This window comes from Actinosynnema pretiosum (assembly GCF_024171695.1).
GTDB lineage: Bacteria > Actinomycetota > Actinomycetes > Mycobacteriales > Pseudonocardiaceae > Actinosynnema > Actinosynnema pretiosum.
The window spans coordinates 79,787-98,163 of the sequence record NZ_JAMTCF010000012.1; the positions used below are offsets into that span (position 1 = coordinate 79,787).

An 18,377-nucleotide genomic window follows, 5' to 3' on the forward strand; every position below is an offset into this window, starting at 1 on the left:
TCGTTCACGTTGACCACCACGAGCGGAGGGCTAGTCTCGTCCACAGGAAGAACGATCGTTCTTTCTGCCACAATGGACGCGAGGAGTCCCCACCATGAGCACCACCACCCCCACCGTCGTCCTGGTCCACGGCGCGTTCGCCGACTCGTCCAGCTGGACCGACGTCGTCCGCAGGGTGCAGGCCGAGGGCGTGCGCGCCGTCGCGGTCGCGAACCCGCTGCGCGGCCTGGAGTCCGACGCCGCGTACGTCGCCTCGGTGGCCAACGCCGTCGCGGGCCCGGTCGTGCTGGTCGGCCACTCGTACGGCGGCGCGCTGATCACCCGCGCGGCGCGGGACGTGCCGGGCGCGAAGGCGCTGGTCTACGTCGCGGCGTTCCAGCCGGACGCGGGCGAGAGCGCGCTGGAGCTGTCCGGCCGCTTCCCCGGCGCGAAGCTCGGCCCGGACACCCTGGACGCGCTGGTGCACGAGGGCGCGCCGGAGCTGTCGATCAAGCCGGGCGACTTCCGCGAGGTGTTCGCGGCCGACCTGCCGGAGAGCGCGACGACCGTGCTGGCCGCGACCCAGCGCCCGGTGGCCGAGGCCGCGCTGGCGGCCGGGCTCGACGGCGAGCCCGCGTGGCGCTCGCTGCCGTCGTGGGCGCTGGTCGCGAACCAGGACAACGCGATCCCGGCGGCCTCGCAGGAGTTCATGGCCGAGCGCGCCGGGTCGACCACGACGCGGGTCGACGCCTCGCACGCGGTCGCGGTGTCGCGGCCGGAGGTGGTGGCGGAGCTGGTGCTCGCGGCGGTGCGGGCGGCGGGCTGAGCGGGCTGAGCGGGGCGCGGAGGGCGCGGGGGCAGGTCTAGGGCCTGGGCAGGAGCGCCAGGGCGGTGTCCACCGCGCTGGTCACGGCCTCCGCGCCCAGGCCCGCCTTCCCGACCGCCTCGACGCCCCGGCCCACCACCAGCAGCAGCGACGCCAGCGCGTCCGGGTCGGCGTCGGGGGCGAGGTCGCCGCAGCGCTGGGCGGCGGTGATCTCGCGGCTCAGCAGCCCGAGCAGCGCGCGCATGGTGGTGGCCGAGCGGTCGGCGACGGACTCGTCGGACGCGGCCAGCTCGGCGGTCCCCTTGGCCTGGAAGCAGCCCCGGCGCCCGACGTCGGCTGCGGTGTTCGCGGCGACGAAGCGGACGTAGGCCTCCAGCCGGGCGAGCGCGCCCTCGTCCGGGCCGGTCAGGTTCTCCTCGGCCAGGGCGACGATCGCCCCGCACCAGTCGTCGAAGACCCGGTGGAACAGGGCCTCCTTGTCGCCGAACGCCCCGTAGAGGCTGCCCTTGCCCAGGCCCGTGACGCGGGCGATGTCGTCCATGCGCGTGCCCGCGAACCCGGTGGTCCAGAACTGCTCCCGCGCCAGCTCCAGCACCTGCGTCTCGTCGAACTTCCTGGGCCTCGGCACGGCGCCGAAACTACCCGTTCTTGACTCGGTCGTCCACAACTGGCTAGGTTCTGGACGATCCATTCCAGAACGAGGGGTTCAACCATGCCGGGCGTGTTGCAGGACAAGGTGGCCGTGATCACCGGGGGCTCCAGCGGGATCGGGCTGGCCATGGCCCACCGGTTCGCCGCCGAGGGCGCGCGGGTCTTCGTCACCGGGCGGGACGCCGCGCGGCTCGACGCCGCCGTCGCCGAGATCGGGGACGCCGCCACCGGGGTCAGGGCCGACGTCGCCGACCCGGCCGCGCTGGACGCGCTCTACGAGCGGGTGCTGGCCGAGGCCGGGCGGGTCGACGTGCTGGTCGCGAACGCGGGCCTGGCGGCCGACGCCCCGCTCGGCGAGCACACCGAGGAGGGCGTCGACCTCACCCTCGCGGTGAACGTGAAGGGCACGCTGTTCACCATCCAGAAGGCGCTTCCGCTGCTGTCGGCGGGCGCGTCGATCATCGTGATCGGGTCCAGCAACAGCACCCGGCCCAACCCGCTCCTCGCGGTGTACAGCGCGTCCAAGGCCGCGGTGCGGAACCTGGTGCGCAACTGGGCGGCGCAGTCCAAGGACCGGCAGTTCCGGATCAACGTGCTCAGCCCCGGCCCCACCCGCACGCCCGGCCTGATGAGCGCGGGCGGGCCGATGATCGAGCAGTACGTGCGGGAGCAGGTGCCGCTGGGGCGGATGGCCGAGCCGGAGGAGATCGCGTCGGCGGCGCTGTTCCTGGCCTCGGACGCCTCCTCGTTCGTCACCGGCGTCGAGCTGTTCGCGGACGGCGGGCAGGCGCAGGTCTGAGCGGGTCCGGGTCGAGCCACAGCAGGTGGGCCGTGAGGGCGTCGGGGGCGCCGAAGCGGGCGTAGAGGTCCCTGGCGCGGGCCGCCGTCTCGGAGCTGGTGCGGTGGCCGTCGGCCACGCCCACGGTCTCGGCGCGGTCGGGGAACTGGAGGCCGTAGGCGGCGATCTCGCCGTCCGCGCCGTCCGCGCTCCGGTAGGCGATGGCGAACAGCCTGGGCGCGTGGGCGTGCGCCGCGTGCGCCAGCCGGGCGCGGCGGTCCGAGGGGCGGGGCGGGTGGTGGGTCACGGGCGCGCCTGCCAGGTGCGGGGGAAGGTGGGGATGCCCTCGTGACCGCGCCACGCCGCGTCGCAGTCCACGCAGGTCGGCCAGTACCAGTGGGTGCGCGGGAGCTCCCCGGTGGGCACGGTGACGTCGACGCCGCACAGGGTGCGGGTGTCCTCGCCGGGGTTGCTCCGGTGCCCGACGGCGTGGCGGGACCGGTCGTGCGGCAGCCACTTGAACGCTCGGTTCGGCACGGGTCAGCCCACCGGGTTCCGGCCGTCGCGGCGCGGCTCTGGGCACTGGGTCCTCATCGGTTCCTCCGCCTGGGAAGTTGATCGGCCCGGTCTGCGCACGAGGAGCTGCAACTGCGACGACGTGCGCAGACCGGCCGCCTCACCGGTGCCCGCACCGGCTCGACGTCTCCGACCGTAAACCCTGCGGCAGGGTTTGTGCAGGCCCTCTTTCGGGCGAACGATCCCCGAGGAGTCGATGTTGCACACTGGTGCCGCGGTCATGGAGGAGAGCGGGGCATGGTGGACGGGTCTGCGCAGCACCACACGGCGGTCTACAAGCGGAAGCTGGGTGAGGTGCTGGAGGCGTGCCGCGAGGAGGCCGGTCTGAGCCGCGCGGACGCGGCGGCGGCCCTGGACTGCTCCGCCTCGAAGATCCGGATGATCGAAGGCGGCGGGGTCGCGGTCAAGACGCCGGATCTGGTCATGCTGCTGAACGCCTACAACATCACCGGCGAGCGCCGCAACGACATCGAGAGCCTGGCCGCGCACGCCCGCCAGCGCCGAGGCCGCACCACGTGGGGCGGCGCGGTTCCGGAACGCCTGAAGCGCTTCTTCGACAAGGAAGAAACCGCGGTCACGATCGATTCCTACTCGCCTTGGCTCCTGCAGGGGCTCGCGGAAACCGAGGCGTACGCACGCGCCGTCATCCGAACGAACTCATCCCTGAGCGCTAAAGATGTTGACAGGCTCGTACAAGGTCGACTCGCCAGACAGGAACGGCTCTACACGGAGGACGCCCCGAAAATCCGATGGGTGGTCGACGAGTCGGTCTTGCGTAGACCGATCGGCGGCGTCGAGGTGATGCGAGAGCAGTTGGAGCACCTGGTAGCGCTGTGCCGCAAGGGCATCGGCGAGCTGCGGGTGATCCCCAACTCGGTTGGCGCGCACCCAGGGTGCGGATTCCCAATCGTCGTACTGACCGATGCCGAGGGGAATCGCTCGCTGTACGTCGAGAGCCTGACCGACGGTGCTTGGATTGAAGATCCCGATCGAGTGAACCGCTATCAAAACACGATGCGCGAGATCATCAGTTGTGCACTCTCTCACGAGGAGTCGCTGCAGCTAGTCGATACGGTACTAGCGCAACTGTGACTGCGACAGAGGGAGCACCATGATCGGCAAGCTTGAGGGGGCGAAGTGGAAGAAGTCCAGCCGCTCCTCGAACAGTGGCGGTAACTGCGTCGAGATGGCCTGCGGGACGTCCAGCGCCCACGCGATCCGCGACTCGAAGAACCCCGCCCACGGGACGCTCGTCTTCGACGGCGACACCGCCACCAGGTTCGTGAACAGCCTCAAGGCCGGGCGGTTCGACCGCTGAACCGGTGACCGGTCCCGGCAGGCGCCGGGCCCGTCGTGGAAGGAGCACCATGATCGGCAAGCTTGAGGGGGCGAAGTGGAAGAAGTCCCGTCGCTCCGGCAGCAGTGGCGGTAACTGCGTCGAGATGGCCTGCGGGACGTCCAGCGCCCGCGCGATCCGCGACTCGAAGAACCCCGCCCACGGGGCGCTCGTCTTCGACGGCGACGCCGCCACCAGGTTCGTGAACGGGCTCAAGGCCGGGCGGTTCGGCCGCTGAGACCACGACGGTCCCGGCCGCCCGCCGGGACCGTCGTGTCGCATTCCGGCCGAAACCCAACCGCCCCAATGGTTCCGGGCTACGCTCGGGTGGGTGGAACGTGTGCGCGCGGCGCTCACCGGAGCGCAGGAAACGATGCTTGCCACGCTGTACGGACGAGCGCTCGACAGCGCCCGCCCCAACTCCGTCCTGCACGACGGAGCAGCCGCCGAGGCCGTCGCCCGGCTCGACTACGACTTCCCCGGAACAGGCATGACGACGACGTCCGCCGTCGGCGTTGCCATCCGGGCCTGGCAGCTCGACGAGTGGTTGCGGGAGTTCCTCGCCGAACACCCCCGCGCCACCGTCCTGCACCTCGCGTGCGGGCTGGACACCCGCGCGCACCGCACCTCCCCCGGTCCCGGCGTGCGCTGGGTGGACGTCGACCTGCCGGACGTGGTGGCGCTGCGGGAGAAGGTCCTCCCGCCGCCCGGTGGGGACTACCGGCTCGTCGGGGCCTCCGCGACCTCGGCCGAGCTGTGGGAGTCGATCGAGGGCGACCGGCCCGCCGCGGTCGTGTTCGAGGGGCTGTCGATGTACCTGTCCGGCGCTGAGGTGGAGGAGATCGTCCGGCGGGCCACCGGCCGCTTCCCGTCCGGGGAGCTGATGTTCGACGCCTACGGGTCGCTCGGCGTCAGGCTGCAGAAGCTGGTGCCGCCCGTCCGGCGGTCGGGGGCGGTGCTGAAGTGGTCGCTCGACGACCCCGCCGCGCCCGAAGCCTGGGGGCTCAAGCTCCTGGATTCCGTGCGCAGCACCGAGATGCCGATGCAGGACCGGCTGCCGAGGGCGGGGCGCGCGCAGCTCAAGGTGGTGTCGATGATCCCAGGGCTGCGGGACGTGGGACGGGTGGTGCGCTACCGGTTCCCCGCGTAGCGCACCGGTCCGCGCCTACTCCTCGACCAGGGCTTCGAGCGCGCCCAGCGCGCCGACGAGCGCGTCGCGGTGCTCGGGGCTGAGGGCTTCCAGCCGCGCCCTCAGCTCCTGGACGCGGGCGGACCGCACGCCGGACACCATGGTGACCCCCTCGTCGGTCGGGCTGGCCAGCCAGGCCCGACCGTCCTGGGGGTCCGGTTCCCTGCGCACGTACCCGGCCTCGACCAGCGTCGCCACGATCCTGGACAGGGTCGGCGGCGCCACGCCCTCCTTGTTCGCCAGGTCCCCCAACCGCATCGGCCCGCAGCGGGCCAGCGTCGCCAGCGCCGAGATCGCGCCGGGGCCGAGCCCCGGCGAGCCGGTTCGGCGCAGCAGCCGGGAAAGCCTGCCGATCGTGAGGTACAAACGCGCGGTGGCGTCCTCCAGGTCGGTCACCGGCGGCCCCTCCTCCGGACAAAACGGGTGTTCAGCATCCATCATGCCGGGTGCCCCCTGCACCACCGACAAGCCGATCACCGTTCAGGCGTCCGGCGCAGGGCTGGAGGCGTGCGCCCAGAACCGCTTCGGCACCCGGCCCGCCAGGCGCGCCCACCTGCCCGCGCGCACCGCCGACCGCATGGCGGAGGCCATCAGCTCGGGGTCCTGCGCCCTGGTGACGGCGGTGGCGAGCAGCACGGCGGCGCAGCCCAGCTCCATGGCGAGCGCGGCGTCGGAGGCGGTGCCGACGCCCGCGTCGAGGATCACCGGGACCGAGGCCCTGGCGACGATCAGCTCCAGGTTGTGCGGGTTGCGCACGCCGAGGCCGGTGCCGATGGGCGAGCCGAGGGGCATGACGGCGGCGCAGCCCGCGTCCTCCAGGCGCAGGGCCAGGACCGGGTCGTCGTTGGTGTAGGGCAGGACGGTGAAGCCGTCCGCGACCAGGCGGCGCGCGGCGTCCAGGGTCTCGACGGGGTCGGGGAGGAGGGTGCGGTCGTCGGCGTGGACCTCCAGCTTCACCCAGGACGTGCCCAGCGCCTCGCGGGCGAGCCGGGCGGTGAGGACGGCCTCGGCGGCGGTGCGGCAACCGGCCGTGTTGGGCAGGACGTCGACGCCCATGCGGCGCAGGAGCTCCAGGACGCCGGTGCCGCCCGAGCCGTCCGCGCGGCGCAGGGCCACGGTGGTCAGCTCGGTGCCGGAGGCGCGCAGGGCGCGTTCGAGGACGGTCAGGTTGGTCGCGCCGCCGGTCCCGGTGATCAGGCGGGAGGTGAACTCGCGGTCGGCGATGCGGAGCGGGTCGGCGGAGGCGCGGTCGGGGACGTCGGGCGCGGGGTGGTCGGGTGCGGGGAGGTCGGGCGCGGTGCGGTCGGGTGCGCTCTGCTCGGTCACGTCAGCCTCCCTGCACTGCGGTGATGACCTCGACGCGGGCGTGCTCGCGCAGCGGCCGGTCCCAGGCGGCCCGTGGGACGACCTCGCCGTCCACGGCCACCGCGACGCCAGTGGTGGGGGCGCCCAGGGCGGTGACGGCGTCGGCCACGGTGGCGCGGTCGGGCAGCTCGCGATCGACGCCGTTGAGCGTGGCCCTCACGCCCCCTCCCCCAGCAGCTCCACGACGCGGCGCGCGGTGACGGGGGCGAGCAGGACGCCGTTGCGGTGGTGGCCGGTGGCGGCGAGGACGCCCGGTTCCAGCCAGCCGATCAGCGGGGCGTTGTCGCGGCTGCCCGCGCGGAAGCCGACGGAGGTCTCGGCGAGCGCGTACTCGGTGAGCGCGGGCCAGACCTCCTCGGCGTCGGTGAGCAGGTCGAGGACGCCGCGCACGCGCACGGTCGGGTCGAACCCGGCCTCGTACTGGGTGGCCCCGACGAGCAGGCCCGCGCCGGTCTCGTTCGGGACCAGGTAGACGGCGCGGCCCCTGACCCTGGCGCGGATGGTGCGCTCGGGCGGGGGCAGGGCTCCGGGGCGGGCGAGGAGGCCGAGGATCTCGCCCTTGACGGGGTGGATCAGCCCGCGCAGGGCCGGGTGCAGCTCGGCGCTCCAGGCCCCGGCGGCGATGACCGTGGTCGAACCGTCCACTTCGGACTCGTCGGGGCCGGGGAAGCGCACCCCCGCCTCGGCGCAGGCGGTGCGCAGGGCGGCGAGCAGGCTCCGGCTGGACACGGCGAGGTCGCCGGGGATCTCCAGTCCACTCCGGACGGACGGGCCGAGCCCCGGTTCGCGCTCGCGCAGACCGGCGGCCCCGAGCACCTGGAACGCGAGGCCCCTGGCGGCCAGGTGCTCGGCGTGCTGGTCGAGGACGGCGGCGTCGGCGGCGTCGACGGCGGTGAGCAGGGTGCCCGCCGTGTTGAGCCGCACGCCCAGCTCGCGGGCGAAGTCCGGCCACAGCCGGATCGAGTCGAGGCCGAGTTCGAGGACCGCCTCGTCGCCGGGCCAGGCCTCGCTGACCGGGGCGAGCATCCCGCCCGCGACCCACGAGCCCGCGTGCGCGGACCCCCGGTCGCGGACCGCGACGGCGAACCCCGCCTGCGCCGCCCGCCAGGCGATCGACAGGCCGATGACCCCGCCACCGAGGACGGTCACCCCTGCACGTGCCACAGCACTCACGCTCCCTGCGCCGGCATGACCCGGATCAGGTTCGACGGTCGGAGCGCCTCACGCTCCCTCTCAGTCCGGTACTCCCCGGACTCCCGTGCGGACCACCGCCACCGTAGCGCAGCCGGACGCGAGCGGCGCTCGGGTCCCGGCCTTCCCGCGCCGGCTACGTTTGGCCCCGTGCCCGGACTTGACGCGACCCAGATCAGGCGCAGGCTCGCCGACGCTCGGCTGTACCTGTGCACCCCGAACCGACCCGACCTGGCCGAGTTCGCCGACGCCGCGCTCGCGGGCGGGGTGGACGTCGTGCAGCTGCGCGAGAAGGGGATGGAGGCCCGGCAGGAGCTGGCCGCCCTGGAGGTGCTCGCGGAGGCGTGCGCGCGGCACGGGGCGCTGCTCGCGGTGAACGACCGCGCCGACGTGGCGCTCGCCGCCGGGGCGGACGTGCTGCACCTCGGGCAGGACGACCTGCCGGTGCCGCTGGCCAGGCGGGTGGTCGGGGACGAGGTGGTGATCGGGCGGTCGACGCACGACCTCGCGCAGGCCTCGGCGGCGGCCGTCGAGCCGGGCGTGGACTACTTCTGCACAGGGCCGTGCTGGCCGACGCCGACCAAGCCGGGACGACCGGCGCCGGGGTTGGACCTGGTGCGCGCGGTCGCGGGGTGGGACGCGGCTCGGGCGGCGGACGAGGAGGACGGGGCGGGTGCGGGTGGGCCTGGCCCGACCCGGTCGGGCGCGGGTCCGGACGGCGCGCCGGGCGTGCACGGGCCGGGAGCGGGCGGATCGGAGGCGGGCGGGTCCAGCACGAGCGGGCCGGGCGGGTCCAGCACGAGCGGGTCGGGCGCGGCGGGCCCGAACGGGCCGGGCCTGAGCGGCTCGGGCGCGGCAGGTGCGGGCGGGGCGGGCCTGAGCGGCTTGGGCGCGGCAGGCGCGGGCGGGTCCAGCACGAGCGGCTCGGGCGGGGCGGGCCTGAGCGCGCCGGGCGGGGTCGGTTCGGGGCGGCCGTGGTTCGCCATCGGGGGGATCGACCGGCATCGGCTTCCCGAAGTGATCTCGGCGGGCGCGCGGCGGGTGGTGGTCGTGCGGGCCATCACCGAGTCGAGCGACCCCCGCGCCGCCGCAGCCTGGTTGAAAATTCAACTAAGCGGCGTACCCTCGTCCCCGTGATGCCTGTGCTGTACCTGGGCCACGGGGCTCCCCCGCTGGCCGACGACGCGCGCTGGACCGGCGAGCTGCACGCCTGGTCCGAGGACCTGCCCCGCCCGGAGGCGGTCCTGGTGGTGTCCGCCCACTGGGAGGAGGCGCCGCTGACCCTCGGCGCCACCACCCCCGTGCCGCTGACCTACGACTTCTGGGGCTTCCCGCAGAAGTACTACGAGGTGACCTACGGCGCGCCCGGCGCGCCCGCGCTCGCCGACGAGGTCACCCGGCTGCTGGGCGGCGAGGACGAGGTGGCGCGCGACCCGGAGCGCGGGCTGGACCACGGCGCCTACGTGCCGCTGAAGGAGCTGTTCCCCGAAGCGGACGTGCCGGTGCTCCAGGTGTCCATGCCGACGCTGGACCCGCGCGAGCTGTTCGACCTCGGCCGCAGGCTCGCGCCGCTGCGCGAGCAGGGCGTGCTGCTGGTCGGCAGCGGGTTCATGACGCACAACCTGAGCTGCGTCGACTTCCGGCGCGGCCCGGACTACGACGCGCCCGGCTGGTCGGCGGAGTTCGACGACTGGGCGGGCAGGGCGCTGGCCGACGGGGACGTGGACGGGCTGCTGGACTTCGAGCGCAAGGCCCCGGCGGCGGGCATCGCGCACCCGCGCACCGAGCACTTCGCGCCGCTGTTCGTGGCGCTCGGGGCGAGCCTGGACCAGAGCGCGCCGAGGACCACCGTCGAGGGGTTCTGGTACGGGCTGTCCAAGCGGTCGGTGCAGTTCGGCTGACCGCGCGGGACCCGCGCCCACCGGGGACCCGGCCCGCGCGGGCTTAGGCCGATGGGGCGGTCTCCTGAACGGCAAATGTGAAGCTGGGAGTGACGCACCAAACGGCGTCTCACCCGATCGGCGGATAGGCGCAGCACGGGGTGGTCCGGTCAGAGCAACTCGGGCAAGTAGCTCTCCGTATTGGACACAAGTGCCCCCGGATCGCCATTCGCCGGTACGCTGAGCACTAGCCGCGCCACCGCTGACAAGCGAGCGCGGCGAACGGACCGCTTCCGAGCGGTCCGCGAAGACGTCTCCCTCATCTTCGGATGCGGGGAAACCGGGGATGCGGTGGCAGGGACCGCCCTCGGCGACCCCCCAGGGGGACGGGTGGTGGGGCGGCGGCAGGGGTCGCCCCACCCCTCTTCTCTCCCGCCGCTCGGCGCCGTGGACCGCACCGCCCGCCTCCGGGCCCGCAGCGGACGTCCGCGCAGGTCCGACCACCGGCGGGCAGTGGGCCTTTCGAGCTACGTTACAACTCTGTTACGTGTGACAGCTGGAGACCATCAGAGTCGAAGTGTGTCACAGGCCACGTCACCGTGACTGCGCTGAGTAGCTTTTGACCGTTGACCCGCACTGCGGGTAGTCAACCGCTCGGCAATTCGGGGAACTCCCAGCACCGCTGATTCCTCGGTTTCACGCGATCCCAAGCGTGAATACCTCGGTCCGAAGTTAATAAGACCGCCGATCCGAAGGGCATTCGCGGCAACGTGGACTGCTCCCCGCGTCGGGGGGAGGATGGGGGTTCGTGGACCTCGTGACGCTGGAAGACATCAGGGCCGCCGCCGACCGGATCTCCGGGGCGGTGCTGCGCACGCCGCTGCTGCCGTGGGGCGACGGCCTGTGGCTCAAGCCGGAGAGCCTGCAACCGGTGGGCGCGTTCAAGATCAGGGGCGCCTACAACGCGCTCGCCCGCCTCACGCCCGAGGACCGGGCGCGCGGGGTGGTGGCGTACTCCAGCGGCAACCACTCGCAGGCCGTCGCGCACGCGGCGCGGGAGTTCGGCGTGCCCGCCGCGATCGTGATCCCGGACAACGCGCCCGAGATCAAGGTCGAGGCGACGCGGGCGCTCGGGGCCGAGGTGGTCCGGGTGCCGATGGCCGAGCGGGAGAGCAGGGCGCTGGAGCTGGCCGCCGAGCGCGGCGCGGTGCTGGTGCCGCCGTTCGACCACCCGGACGTCATCGCCGGGCAGGGCACGATCGGGCTGGAGGTCGTGGCGGACCTGCCGGAGGTCGCGACCGTGCTCGTGCCGGTCAGCGGCGGTGGGCTGCTGTCCGGCGTCGCGGTCGCGGTGAAGGCGCTGCGGCCGGACGCGCGGGTGATCGGCGTGGAGCCGGAGCTGGCCGCCGACGCGGGCGAGTCGTTCGCGGCCGGTCGTCGGGTGGACTGGCCCGACGCGGACCGGGCCAGGACCATCGCGGACGGGCTGCGGGCCCAGCCGTCGGAGCGGACGTTCGCGCACATCCGGGCGCACGTGGACGGGTTCGCGGCGGTGTCCGAGGCCCGGATCAGGGCGGCGGTGCGGGAGCTGGCGGTGCGGGCGCGGCTGGTGGTGGAGCCGAGCGGGGCGACGACCCTGGCGGCGTTCCTGGAGCTGCGCGAGCGCGGCGAGCTCGGCGACGGGCCGGTGGTGGCGGTGCTGTCCGGCGGCAACGTGGACCCGGCGCTGCTGGCCGAGGTGCTGCGGGAGGCGTGACGGGCGGGGCGGCCCCGAGAACGGGCCGCCCCCTGCCTGCCGAACCTGCCTGCCGCACGAGCAAGGCGCGCGAGCCCCGCCGCACGAGCCAGGGCGGTGCTCAGCCGTCGATCGGGCGGTTCAGGGTCGCGACGAACTTGTAGCGGTCGCCCCGGTACACCGAGCGCACCCACTCCACCGGGTTGCCCTCGGTGTCGTAGGAGTGGCGCGAGAGCAGCAGCATGGGCAGTCCGATGTCCGCGCCCAGCAGCTCGGCCTCCTCGGGGGAGGCGAGCGCGGTCTCGATGGTCTCCTCGGCGTGCCCCATCTCGGTGCCGAACCGCTCGCGCAGCACCTGGTACAGCGACCCGCCGGGCGACAGGTACCGCCGCAGCCCCCGGAACCGGCCGAGCGCCAGGTGGGTGGTCTCGATCGCCATCGGCTCGCCGTCGGCCAGCCGCAGCCGGTGCAGCCGCAGCACCTTCGCGCCCGCGCGCACGCCCAGCAGCCGGGCCAGCTCGGCCTCGGCGGGCTGCTCCGAGGCGTCGATCAGCCGCGACGACGGCTGGCGGCCCTGGGCCAGCATGTCCTGCGTGTACGAGGAGAGCTGGAGCCGCTGCGCCACCTTGGGCTCCGCGGCGAACGTGCCCTTGCCCTGCACCCGCAGCAGCCTGCCCTCGACCGTCAGCTCGGCCAGCGCCTGGCGGACGGTCGTGCGGGAGACGTCGAACTCCGAGGCGAGCGAGCGCTCGGTGGGGATCGGCGAACCCGGCGGCATGGCGCGCAGCAGGTCGAGCAGGTGGCGTTTGAGCCCCCAGTACTTCGGTTCCCGCTGTGCACGCGACCTGGACTCCAGGCTCGTCTCCAGCATGGACTTCCTCCTCGACTTCTCCCAGCGCTCCCGTGACAAGGATGCCCTGTCGCGGGCCGTTCGCGCCGTCGAACCCCCTCGTCGAGTCATCGGATGACTTTGCAACGTCTCGGCAACGACCTTGACAGGTCCTGTGGTGGGGCACACCCTAGGCCGCATTGGTCTACACCACTTAGGTCCGCCTAGGTGTCCGTGGTGTTGGTCCGGCCGCAGGGGACGGGGCCGGCGAGGAAAGGGCGCGAACGTGAAGGGCTGGAGAGGACTGGCCGTCGGGGCCACCGCGTTGTCGGTGGCGCTGGCAGGCTGTGGCACGAGCAGCGACAGCGGGAGCGACGAGGGCGGAGACAAGACGCTCACCGTGTGGCTGATGGACGGCTCGGCGGCTCCGACGCTGACCGACGCGCTGCACCAGGAGTTCGAGAGCGCCCACCCCGGCGTGAAGGTCAAGTACGAGGTGCAGAAGTGGGGTGGCATCCAGGAGAAGCTCACCACCGCGCTGACCGGGAAGACCCCGCCGGACATCATCGAGCTGGGCAACACCCAGACCGCGAAGTTCGCGTCCGAGGACACCCTGGAGGACCTGTCCGGCGACGTCTCGTCGCTCGCGGGCGACCAGTGGCTCGCGGGTCTCGAGGACTCGCTCACCTGGGACGGCAAGCAGTACGGGATGCCGTTCTACGCGGCGAACCGCACGGTCGTCTACCGCACCGACCTCTTCGAGGCCGCGGGCATCACCGCCGCGCCGACCTCGCGCGACGAGTGGGTCGCGGCCGTCGAGAAGCTCAAGGCCGCCAACGCGTCCGACCCCGAGTTCCAGTCGCTGTACCTGCCGGGCCAGTCCTGGTACGTGCTGCTGTCGTTCATCTGGGACGAGGGCGGTGACGTCGCCAAGAAGGACGGCGACAAGTGGGCGGGCGCGCTCGACAGCGCCGAGGCCAAGGCGGGCCTGGAGTTCTACAAGAAGCTCGTGGACGCCTCCGGCACCAAGGCCCCCAAGGACACCGACGAGGCCACTCCGCAGCAGATGGAGGTGTTCGGCACCGGCAAGGTCGGCATGATGATCGGTCTGCCGTGGGAGCTGGCGGGCGCGGTCAAGGCCGACCCGACGCTGGAGGGCAAGCTCGGCGCGTTCCCGATCCCGTCCAAGACGGCGGGCAAGACCGCGCCGGTGTTCCTGGGCGGCTCGAACCTGGCCGTCACGGCGGGCAGCGCGAACCCGGACCTGGCCAAGGAGTACCTGAAGCTGCTGTCCTCCAAGAAGTACCAGGACATGCTGGCCGAGGGCGGCTCGGTGCCCGGCACCTCGACCGACACCGCGAAGCTGGAGACCACCCCGGTCGGCAAGGCGCTCGCCGCCGCGGCCCCCAACGGCAAGGTCACCCCGACCACGCCGACCTGGGCCGGTGTCGAGGCGGGCCAGAACCCGCTGAAGGACATGCTGACCGCGTACCTGACCGGCGCGAAGACGCTGGACCAGGCGACGGCGGACGCGAACGCGGCGCTCACGAAGACGCTGGCGGGCTGACGGTCGCATGACGGCAGTCGACACGACCGGCGCGGGGGCGTCGACGGGCAACGTCCCGCCGGCGCCCCCGCGCTCCGCGAAGGGCGGCGGTGGCCGCCGCCGGGGCAGCGCGTTCGACCGAGCGCTGCCGTACCTGCTGCTGGCGCCCGCGCTGGTGGCCATCCTGTGGCTGATCGGCTTCCCCGTGCTGTCGGTGCTGCTGACCAGCTTCCGGCGGCTGAACCTGCGCGAGCTGACGCGCGGCCAGGTCGTGTGGACGGGGTTGGACAACTACGCCGAGGTGCTGGGCGACCCGGACTTCTGGCTCGTCACCGGGCGCACGGTGGCGTTCACCGCCGCCGTCGTCGGGGCCTCGGTGCTGGCGGGCCTGCTGCTGGCCGTGCTGATGCGGCAGGTCTCGCCGGTGGTGCGGATCGTGCTCCAGGTGGCGATGCTGCTGGCGTGGGCGATGCCGCTGCTGGCCGCCACCACGGTCTACCAGTGGATCTTCGACCAGGAGTACGGCATCCTGAACAAGACCCTGGTGCAGCTGGGCTTCGACTCGTACACCGGGTACTCGTGGTTCTCCACCGGGCTGTCCACGCTGGGCGTGGTCGGGCTGATGATCACCTGGCAGGCCGTGCCGTTCCTGGCGTTCTCGCTGTACGCCGGGCTGATCGGCATCCCGCGCGACCAGTACGAGGCGGCGGGCATCGACGGGGCCTCGCCGTGGCAGACCTTCCGCGCGGTGACCTGGCCCGAGCTGAAGCCGCTGCTGATGATGGTGACGTTCCTGTCGGTGCTGTGGGACTTCAAGGTGTTCGCGCAGATCTGGGCGTTCCGGCAGGGCGGCCCGGACGGGGCGAGCACCACGCTCGCGGTCTACCAGTACCTGGTGGGCATCTCGCAGAGCCACTTCGGCGTGGCGGCTGCGGTGAGCGTGGTGATGATGCTGCTGCTCGCGGCGGTGACGTTCCAGTACCTGCGCAGGCTGGTGCGGTCCCAGGAGGGTGAGCTGTGAGGGCCAAGCGGATCTCGGCCAACGCGGTCGCGCTGGTGGTGGCGCTGTTCTTCGCGTTCCCCACGTACTGGATGGTCGCCACGGCGCTCAAGCCGCGCAAGGAGCTGCTGTCCACCGACTACGACCTGATCCCGAAGTCGGTGACCGGGGACAACTTCGCGTCGGCGTGGAACAAGCCGGGGTTCCTGGAGTCGCTGGGGAACAGCCTGCTGGTGACGCTGTCGGCGGTGGCCGCGGCCCTGGTGGTCGGGCTGCTGGCGGCGCTGGCGCTGTCCCGGATGCGGTTCCGGGGGCGGCGCGGGTTCGTGATGATGATGCTGATCGCGCAGATGGCGCCGTTCGAGGCGCTGCTGATCCCGATGTTCCTGATGATGCGGGACCTGGACCTGCTCGACAAGCTGCCGTCGCTGACGCTGATCTACTTCGCGGTGACGCTGCCGTTCTGCGCGTGGACGCTGCGCGGGTTCGTCAACGGCATCCCGCTGGAGCTGGAGGAGGCGGCGATGGTCGACGGGTGCGGGCGGTGGGGCGCGTTCCGGCGCGTGACGCTGCCGCTGCTCGGGCCGGGGCTGGTGGCGACGTCGGTGTTCGCGTTCGTGACGGCGTGGAACGAGTTCCTGTACGCGCTGTCGCTGATCAACGACCAGTCGAAGCAGACGCTGCCGGTGTGGCTGAGCGGGTTCAAGTCGAACTTCGGCACGGACTGGGGCGGCGCGATGGCGGCCTCGGCGCTGTTCACGCTGCCGGTGCTGGTGTTCTTCCTGATCGTGCAGCGGAAGATGGTGACCGGGGTCACCGCCGGGGCGGTCAAGGGATAGGTCTTCGGCGGTTCCGCCGCGCCCGCTCCTCATCGGGGAGCGGGCGCGGCTGCTTTCCGGGGGATTTCTTGTGGCGAGCGTCGCTGCGGGGTCTCGGCGTGCGCGACGGGACGGCCGGGTGGGCGGTGTTGGGCCTTCCGCGCAGGCCAGGCGCGTCCGGGTGGGGCAGCGCCAGGGGGACGAACTGCGCGAACGTGCCGAAGTACCGTGGTCGCAGGCGTCATCCGGCGGTGGGCCGGACGGGTCCTCGGACTCGCCCCGCAGCGGTCGGACTCGCTAATATTGGTCTAGACCTAAGTGGCGTGGGGCCTGCCGGACCGGGCCCGGAGGACAGGGGTTACCCGATGACCGAGCACCAGCCCGGCGGGCACATGGCCGCCGAGATCGACCAGCAGCCCGCGATCTTCGCGGACCTGGTGGCCCGGCGCGCCGAGATCGCGGCGGTGGCGGGGGCGATCCGCAAGCGCGCGCCCCGGTTCGTGCTGTTCGCCGCGCGCGGGTCCAGCGACCACGCGGCGCTGTACGCCAAGTACCTGACCGAGGTGCTGCTCCAGCTGCCCGCCGGGCTGGTGTCGCCGTCCACCACCACGCTCTACGGGGCGCGGCCGGACCTGCGGGACGTGCTGCTGGTGACCGTGTCGCAGAGCGGCGGGTCCCCGGACCTGCTGGAGGTCACCCAGTCCGCGCGGGAGCGGGGGGCGCTGACCGTGGCGGTGACGAACACGCCCGACTCCGAGCTGAACGAGGTCGCCGAGATGTCGGTGGACGTCGGCGCCGGGGTCGAGCACGCGGTGGCGGCCACGAAGACGTACTCGGCGACGCTGCTGGCGCTGTACCTGATGGTGGACGCGGTGCGGGAGGGGAACGGGGCGGAGGTCGCCCGGATCGGCGAGCTGGCGCGGGCCGCGCTGGACTCGTCGGTGGACCCGGTCGAGGAGGCGGTGCGGCGGTACCGGTTCGTGGACCGGGTGCTGACCACCGGGCGCGGCTACTCGCTGCCGTCCGCGCTGGAGGCCGCGCTGAAGCTGGCCGAGACCTCGTACCTGGCGGCGCGGGCCTACAGCGGGGCGGACCTGCTGCACGGGCCGGTCGCGGCGGTGGACGCGGAGACGGCGGTGCTGGCGGTGACCAGCGCGGGGCTGGGCGGGGACGCGCTGCACGACGTGCTGGACGTGGTGCACGGGCGCGGGGCGGACGTGGTGGCGGTGGGGTCGGCGGCGGAGAAGGTGCCCGCGGCGCTGCGCATCCCGGTTCCGGAGACGGCGGAGGAGGTGGCGCCGATCCTGGAGATCCTGCCGGTGCAGCGGTTGGCGCACGGGCTGGCGCTGGCGCGGGGCGGTGACCCGGACAGCCCTCGGGGGTTGAACAAGGTGACCCGGACGCGGTGATCCGGACGCGGTGACCTGGGCGCGATGACTCAGGCGCGGTGACCCAGGCGCGGTGACGCCGGGTCGACGAGGCTGCGCGCCCCGGTCCCCCAGGTGGGGGCCGGGGCGCGGTCCGCTCGGCTCAGGGGCCCTAGCGGGTCGTGCCCGCCGGTTCGACGACCGGCCGCTCGGCCTCCACCGCCTCGGGCGAGGTCCGGCAGCCCCTCGGGTCGGCGCAGGGGTTCGGGGTGCAGCCCCTCGGGTCGGCGCACGGGTTCGGGTCATCCGCCGCGACCGCCGCCACGGGCTGCCGGGGCGCCGGGACGGCCAGCGCGGGGCCTCCCACCAGGGTCAGGGCTGCCGCCGCGGCCAGTGCCGCCACCGTCTTCCTGATCATGCTTCCCTCCAGGGCCGGTGCGCTCGGGGGCGGCGGGCCCTGGCGCTTCGGGACGACGGTAGCGAGACCGGCCGGGGTCGCGCGGGGGTTGGTTCGGCTGTGCGAAGAGGTGGCCGGGACCGGGGATCGGCGGGTTCGCGACAGCGGAGCGTGGTGTCGGCGGGTTGGGTCATACTCTGGCGGTCTGCGGTTCACCCGACGATCCGAGGGCTGTGTTGTGGCCGTTACCGACGACGCGATCCTGCGCGTTCGGGAGATGATCGTCTCCGGGGAGCTCAAGCCCGGTGACCGGTTGCCGCGCGAGGCCGTGCTCGCCGCGCGGTTGGGGTTGTCGCGGAACTCGTTGCGCGAGGCGGTCAAGGCGCTGTCGCTGGTGCGGGTGCTGGACGTGCGGCAGGGGGACGGGACGTACGTGTCCAGCCTGCGGGCGGACGAGCTGCTCGGGGCGCTGTCCTTCGTGCTCGACCTGCACCGGGGCGAGGAGTCGCTGCTGGAGGTGGTGCAGGTCCGGCGCATCCTGGAACCGGCGGCGTGCGCGCTGGCGGCCCAGCGGGTCACCGCCGAGGACGCCGCCGCGCTGCGGGCGCTGTGCGACGCGGCCGAGGCCGCCGAGACGGTGGAGGAGCTGGTCGAGCACGACCTCGCGTTCCACCGGGCCGTCGCGGCGCACTCCGGGAACGCCTACCTGGCCCAGCTGCTGGACACGCTCGCCGGGCCGACCGTGCGGGCCCGGATCTGGCGGGGGATCGCCCAGGCCGGGGCCAAGTCGCGGACCGTGGCCGAGCACCGGGCGATCGTGGACGCGCTCGCCGCCGGGCAGCCGGAGGTGGCGCGGTCGTGGAGCACGGTGCACATCGCCGGGGTCGAGCAGTGGTTGCTGGTGCTGAGCTGAC

At 73.3% G+C, this 18,377-nt stretch carries 22 protein-coding genes, 2 pseudogenes and 1 riboswitch; of the genes and pseudogenes, 15 read left to right on the plus strand and 9 right to left on the minus strand.

From position 1 onward, the window contains the following. The first annotated feature begins 94 nt into the window (after positions 1-94). On the plus strand, positions 95-805 hold the full coding sequence (locus LV78_RS24110; RefSeq protein WP_253847893.1) for an alpha/beta fold hydrolase: 711 nt from the start codon (positions 95-97) through the stop codon (positions 803-805). A 37-nt stretch (positions 806-842) separates the two neighbouring features. On the opposite strand, the gene LV78_RS24115 is transcribed toward LV78_RS24110, so the two are convergent. Then, entirely contained in the window at positions 843-1,433 is a 591-nt protein-coding gene (locus LV78_RS24115) for a TetR/AcrR family transcriptional regulator (RefSeq protein ID WP_253847894.1), read from the minus strand. A gap of 84 nt (positions 1,434-1,517) precedes the next feature. Between LV78_RS24115 and LV78_RS24120 the strand changes: the two genes are divergently transcribed. Then, positions 1,518-2,255: an SDR family NAD(P)-dependent oxidoreductase gene (locus LV78_RS24120; RefSeq protein WP_253847895.1), complete on the plus strand. Its 738-nt coding sequence runs from the start codon at positions 1,518-1,520 to the stop codon at positions 2,253-2,255. Here the strand turns inward: LV78_RS24120 and LV78_RS24125 are convergent. Both LV78_RS24125 and LV78_RS24130 read right to left on the minus strand, forming a co-directional pair. Next, positions 2,209-2,541 carry a hypothetical protein gene (locus LV78_RS24125; protein ID WP_253847896.1) on the minus strand — a complete coding sequence of 111 codons (333 nt, stop codon included), beginning with the start codon at positions 2,539-2,541 and terminating at the stop codon, positions 2,209-2,211. The two genes, LV78_RS24120 and LV78_RS24125, sit on opposite strands and share 47 nt — an antisense overlap. Then, positions 2,538-2,771, minus strand: a complete 234-nt coding sequence (locus LV78_RS24130; protein ID WP_253847897.1) for an HC3 family zinc finger protein — start codon at positions 2,769-2,771, stop codon at positions 2,538-2,540. The genes LV78_RS24125 and LV78_RS24130 overlap by 4 nt, the downstream gene beginning before the upstream one ends. A 276-nt stretch (positions 2,772-3,047) precedes the next feature. Between LV78_RS24130 and LV78_RS24135 the strand changes: the two genes are divergently transcribed. The 4 genes from LV78_RS24135 (at position 3,048) to LV78_RS24150 (ending at position 5,296) form a co-directional block, all read left to right on the plus strand. Beyond that, positions 3,048-3,902 carry a helix-turn-helix domain-containing protein gene (locus LV78_RS24135; protein WP_253847898.1) on the plus strand — a complete coding sequence of 285 codons (855 nt, stop codon included), beginning with the start codon at positions 3,048-3,050 and terminating at the stop codon, positions 3,900-3,902. Between the two features lie 19 nt (positions 3,903-3,921). Then, complete coding sequence (locus LV78_RS24140; protein WP_253847899.1) at positions 3,922-4,128, plus strand: DUF397 domain-containing protein; 207 nt, start codon at positions 3,922-3,924, stop codon at positions 4,126-4,128. Between the two features lie 49 nt (positions 4,129-4,177). Continuing rightward, complete coding sequence (locus tag LV78_RS24145) at positions 4,178-4,384, plus strand: DUF397 domain-containing protein (protein WP_253847900.1); 207 nt, start codon at positions 4,178-4,180, stop codon at positions 4,382-4,384. A 93-nt stretch (positions 4,385-4,477) separates the two neighbouring features. Beyond that, positions 4,478-5,296, plus strand: coding sequence for a class I SAM-dependent methyltransferase (locus LV78_RS24150; RefSeq protein WP_253847901.1), 819 nt, complete (start codon positions 4,478-4,480; stop codon positions 5,294-5,296). A gap of 15 nt (positions 5,297-5,311) precedes the next feature. Here LV78_RS24150 and LV78_RS24155 read toward each other — a convergent pair whose 3' ends face one another. From LV78_RS24155 to thiO, 4 genes are all read right to left on the minus strand, one after another. Beyond that, entirely contained in the window at positions 5,312-5,731 is a 420-nt protein-coding gene (locus tag LV78_RS24155) for a MarR family winged helix-turn-helix transcriptional regulator (protein WP_425546835.1), read from the minus strand. An 84-nt stretch (positions 5,732-5,815) separates the two neighbouring features. Further along, positions 5,816-6,559 (minus strand): thiazole synthase, encoded by a 744-nt coding sequence (locus LV78_RS24160; protein ID WP_253848099.1) that lies wholly within the window; start codon positions 6,557-6,559, stop codon positions 5,816-5,818. A gap of 103 nt (positions 6,560-6,662) precedes the next feature. Then, positions 6,663-6,860: a sulfur carrier protein ThiS gene (gene thiS / locus LV78_RS24165; RefSeq protein ID WP_253847902.1), complete on the minus strand. Its 198-nt coding sequence runs from the start codon at positions 6,858-6,860 to the stop codon at positions 6,663-6,665. Next, entirely contained in the window at positions 6,857-7,864 is a 1,008-nt protein-coding gene (gene thiO / locus LV78_RS24170; RefSeq protein WP_253847903.1) for a glycine oxidase ThiO, read from the minus strand. The genes thiS and thiO overlap by 4 nt, the downstream gene beginning before the upstream one ends. Next, positions 7,859-7,970, minus strand: a riboswitch (TPP riboswitch). (Overlaps the previous gene by 6 nt.) Positions 7,971-8,041: 71 nt before the next feature. Here thiO and thiE point away from each other — a divergent pair. The 4 genes and pseudogenes from thiE to LV78_RS24190 all read left to right on the plus strand — a co-directional run. Beyond that, a pseudogene (gene thiE, locus LV78_RS24175) lies at positions 8,042-8,539 on the plus strand (thiamine phosphate synthase); the annotation flags it as partial. Positions 8,540-8,851: 312 nt separating this feature from the next. Continuing rightward, positions 8,852-9,028: pseudogene (locus tag LV78_RS24180) on the plus strand (thiamine phosphate synthase); the annotation flags it as partial. Next, positions 9,028-9,792, plus strand: coding sequence for a dioxygenase family protein (locus tag LV78_RS24185; RefSeq protein WP_253848100.1), 765 nt, complete (start codon positions 9,028-9,030; stop codon positions 9,790-9,792). The pseudogene LV78_RS24180 and the gene LV78_RS24185, both read left to right, overlap by 1 nt. Positions 9,793-10,579: 787 nt before the next feature. Continuing rightward, positions 10,580-11,527, plus strand: a complete 948-nt coding sequence (locus tag LV78_RS24190; protein WP_253847904.1) for a threonine ammonia-lyase — start codon at positions 10,580-10,582, stop codon at positions 11,525-11,527. 100 nt (positions 11,528-11,627) lie between these two features. Here the strand turns inward: LV78_RS24190 and LV78_RS24195 are convergent, their stop codons facing one another. Next, positions 11,628-12,377 (minus strand): GntR family transcriptional regulator, encoded by a 750-nt coding sequence (locus LV78_RS24195; protein WP_253847905.1) that lies wholly within the window; start codon positions 12,375-12,377, stop codon positions 11,628-11,630. Positions 12,378-12,621: 244 nt separating this feature from the next. On the opposite strand from LV78_RS24195, the gene LV78_RS24200 reads away from it, so the two are divergent. The 4 genes from LV78_RS24200 (at position 12,622) to LV78_RS24215 (ending at position 17,108) form a co-directional block, all read left to right on the plus strand. Further along, positions 12,622-13,902 carry a sugar ABC transporter substrate-binding protein gene (locus LV78_RS24200; RefSeq protein ID WP_253847906.1) on the plus strand — a complete coding sequence of 427 codons (1,281 nt, stop codon included), beginning with the start codon at positions 12,622-12,624 and terminating at the stop codon, positions 13,900-13,902. Between the two features lie 7 nt (positions 13,903-13,909). Continuing rightward, complete coding sequence (locus LV78_RS24205) at positions 13,910-14,902, plus strand: carbohydrate ABC transporter permease (RefSeq protein WP_253847907.1); 993 nt, start codon at positions 13,910-13,912, stop codon at positions 14,900-14,902. Beyond that, positions 14,899-15,720, plus strand: a complete 822-nt coding sequence (locus tag LV78_RS24210; RefSeq protein ID WP_253847908.1) for a carbohydrate ABC transporter permease — start codon at positions 14,899-14,901, stop codon at positions 15,718-15,720. The genes LV78_RS24205 and LV78_RS24210 overlap by 4 nt, the downstream gene beginning before the upstream one ends. Positions 15,721-16,064: 344 nt before the next feature. Continuing rightward, complete coding sequence (locus LV78_RS24215) at positions 16,065-17,108, plus strand: SIS domain-containing protein (protein WP_253847909.1); 1,044 nt, start codon at positions 16,065-16,067, stop codon at positions 17,106-17,108. A gap of 130 nt (positions 17,109-17,238) precedes the next feature. Here the strand turns inward: LV78_RS24215 and LV78_RS24220 are convergent, their stop codons facing one another. Further along, positions 17,239-17,484: a hypothetical protein gene (locus LV78_RS24220; RefSeq protein ID WP_253847910.1), complete on the minus strand. Its 246-nt coding sequence runs from the start codon at positions 17,482-17,484 to the stop codon at positions 17,239-17,241. 217 nt (positions 17,485-17,701) lie between these two features. Here LV78_RS24220 and LV78_RS24225 point away from each other — a divergent pair, with 217 nt between their 5' ends. Further along, complete coding sequence (locus tag LV78_RS24225; RefSeq protein WP_253847911.1) at positions 17,702-18,376, plus strand: FadR/GntR family transcriptional regulator; 675 nt, start codon at positions 17,702-17,704, stop codon at positions 18,374-18,376. Position 18,377 lies beyond the last annotated feature (1 nt).

Bases quoted from the DNA above. Each gene is read 5' to 3' on its own strand.
- LV78_RS24110 (WP_253847893.1), top strand. From the start codon at position 95: ATGAGCACCACCACCCCCACCGTCGTCCTGGTCCACGGCGCGTTCGCC.
- LV78_RS24120 (WP_253847895.1), top strand. From the start codon at position 1,518: ATGCCGGGCGTGTTGCAGGACAAGGTGGCCGTGATCACCGGGGGCTCC.
- LV78_RS24135 (WP_253847898.1), top strand. From the start codon at position 3,048: ATGGTGGACGGGTCTGCGCAGCACCACACGGCGGTCTACAAGCGGAAG.
- LV78_RS24140 (WP_253847899.1), top strand. From the start codon at position 3,922: ATGATCGGCAAGCTTGAGGGGGCGAAGTGGAAGAAGTCCAGCCGCTCC.
- LV78_RS24145 (WP_253847900.1), top strand. From the start codon at position 4,178: ATGATCGGCAAGCTTGAGGGGGCGAAGTGGAAGAAGTCCCGTCGCTCC.
- LV78_RS24185 (WP_253848100.1), top strand. From the start codon at position 9,028: ATGCCTGTGCTGTACCTGGGCCACGGGGCTCCCCCGCTGGCCGACGAC.
- LV78_RS24195 (WP_253847905.1), bottom strand. From the start codon at position 12,377: ATGCTGGAGACGAGCCTGGAGTCCAGGTCGCGTGCACAGCGGGAACCG.
- LV78_RS24205 (WP_253847907.1), top strand. From the start codon at position 13,910: ATGACGGCAGTCGACACGACCGGCGCGGGGGCGTCGACGGGCAACGTC.
- LV78_RS24215 (WP_253847909.1), top strand. From the start codon at position 16,065: ATGACCGAGCACCAGCCCGGCGGGCACATGGCCGCCGAGATCGACCAG.
- LV78_RS24220 (WP_253847910.1), bottom strand. From the start codon at position 17,484: ATGATCAGGAAGACGGTGGCGGCACTGGCCGCGGCGGCAGCCCTGACC.